Raw genomic sequence first — 2,711 nt, forward strand, 5'->3', positions numbered from 1 at the left:
CTTAGTGAGGAGCTTGTACTCAAGGATTCGCTCAAGCTGCTTGATGTACTTAAGCTTTCACTTAGTGAGGAGCTTGTACTCAAGGATTCACTCAAGCTGCTTGATGTACTTAAGCTTTCGCTTAAGGATGAACTTGTACTCAAGGATTCGCTCAATGAACTTGATGTGCTCAAGCTTTCGCTTAAGGATGAACTTGTACTCAAGGATTCGCTCAATGAACTTGATGTACTTAGGCTTTCACTTAAGGATGAACTTGTACTCAAGGATTCACTTAATGAACTTGATGTACTTAAGCTTTCACTTAGTGAGGAGCTTGTACTCAAGGATTCACTCAAGCTGCTTGATGTGCTTAGGCTTTCACTTAAGGATGAACTTGTACTCAAGGATTCGCTCAACGAACTTGATGTACTTAAGCTTTCACTTAAGGATGAACTTGTGCTCAAGGATTCACTCAACGAACTTGATGTACTTAAGCTTTCACTTAAGGAGGAACTTGTACTCAAGGATTCACTCAACGAACTTGATGTACTTAAGCTTTCACTTAAGGATGAACTTGTACTCAAGGATTCACTCAACGAACTTGATGTGCTTAAGCTTTCACTCAAGGATGAGCTTGTGCTCAAGGATTCACTCAACGAACTTGATGTACTTAGGCTTTCACTTAAGGAGGAACTTGTACTCAAGGATTCACTCAACGAACTTGATGTACTTAGGCTTTCACTTAAGGAGGAACTTGTACTCAAGGATTCACTTAATGAACTTGATGTACTTAAGCTTTCACTTAAGGAGGAGCTTGTACTCAAGGATTCACTCAACGAACTTGATGTGCTTAGGCTTTCACTTAAGGAGGAACTTGTACTCAAGGATTCGCTCAAGCTGCTTGATGTACTTAAGCTTTCACTTAGTGATGAACTTGTGCTCAAGGATTCACTCAAGCTGCTTGATGTACTTAGACTTTCACTTAAGGAGGAACTTGTACTCAAGGATTCACTTAAGGAACTTGATGTGCTTAAGCTTTCACTTAAGGAGGAACTTGTGCTCAAGGATTCACTCAACGAACTTGATGTACTTAGGCTTTCACTTAAGGAGGAACTTGTACTCAAGGATTCGCTCAGGCTGCTTGATGTGCTTAAGCTTTCGCTTAAGGAGGAACTTGTACTCAAGGATTCGCTTAAGGAACTTGATGTACTTAAGCTTTCACTTAAGGATGAGCTTGTACTCAAGGATTCACTCAATGAACTTGATGTGCTTAAGCTTTCACTTAAGGAGGAACTTGTACTCAAGGATTCACTCAATGAACTTGATGTGCTTAAGCTTTCACTTAAGGAGGAACTTGTACTCAAGGATTCACTCAACGAACTTGATGTACTTAGGCTTTCACTTAAGGAGGAACTTGTACTCAAGGATTCGCTCAAGCTGCTTGATGTGCTTAGGCTTTCACTTAAGGATGAGCTTGTGCTCAAGGATTCACTCAAGCTGCTTGATGTGCTTAGGCTTTCACTTAGTGAGGAGCTTGTACTCAAGGATTCGCTCAAGCTGCTTGATGTGCTTAGGCTTTCACTTAGTGAGGAGCTTGTGCTCAAGGATTCGCTCAACGAACTTGATGTACTTTCACTTAAGGATGAACTTGTGCTCAAGGATTCACTCAATGAACTTGATGTGCTTAGGCTTTCACTTAGTGAGGAACTTGTACTCAAGGATTCACTCAATGAACTTGATGTGCTTAGGCTTTCACTTAGTGAGGAACTTGTACTCAAGGATTCACTTAAGGAACTTGATGTGCTTAAGCTTTCGCTTAAGGATGAGCTTGTACTCAAGGATTCGCTCAAGCTGCTTGATGTACTTAAGCTTTCACTCAAGGAGGAACTTGTACTCAAGGATTCACTCAAGCTGCTTGATGTGCTTAGGCTTTCACTCAAGGAGGAACTTGTACTCAAGGATTCACTCAAGCTACTTGATGTACTTAAGCTTTCACTCAAGGAGGAGCTTGTGCTCAAGGATTCGCTCAAGCTGCTTGATGTACTTAAGCTTTCACTCAAGGAGGAACTTGTACTCAAGCTTTCGCTTAAGGATGAACTTGTACTCAAGGATTCACTCAACGAACTTGATGTGCTTAGGCTTTCACTTAAGGAGGAGCTTGTACTCAAGGATTCACTTAATGAACTTGATGTGCTTAAGCTTTCACTTAAGGATGAACTTGTACTCAAGGATTCACTCAAGCTGCTTGATGTACTTAAGCTTTCACTCAAGGATGAACTTGTACTCAAGGATTCACTCAAGCTGCTTGATGTACTTAAGCTTTCACTCAAGGATGAACTTGTACTCAAGGATTCACTCAAGCTGCTTGATGTACTTAAGCTTTCACTCAAGGAGGAACTTGTACTCAAGGATTCACTTAAGGAACTTGATGTGCTTAAGCTTTCGCTTAAGGATGAGCTTGTACTCAAGGATTCGCTCAAGCTGCTTGATGTACTTAAGCTTTCACTCAAGGAGGAACTTGTACTCAAGGATTCACTCAAGCTGCTTGATGTACTTAAGCTTTCACTTAGTGAGGAGCTTGTGCTCAAGGATTCGCTCAACGAACTTGATGTACTTAAGCTTTCACTTAAGGAGGAACTTGTGCTCAAGGATTCACTCAACGAACTTGATGTACTTAAGCTTTCACTTAAGGAGGAACTTGTACTCAAGGATTCACTCAACGAACTTGATGT

1 protein-coding gene is annotated in these 2,711 nt (G+C 41.0%); it reads left to right on the plus strand.

The features are described 5' to 3' along the window. Positions 1-2,711: hypothetical protein (locus OZJ21_RS09220; RefSeq protein ID WP_268857728.1), on the plus strand; the 2,711-nt coding region annotated here is incomplete at both ends.

This window comes from Ligilactobacillus sp. UO.C109, assembly GCF_026847815.1.
GTDB classification, from domain to species: domain Bacteria; phylum Bacillota; class Bacilli; order Lactobacillales; family Lactobacillaceae; genus Ligilactobacillus; species Ligilactobacillus salivarius.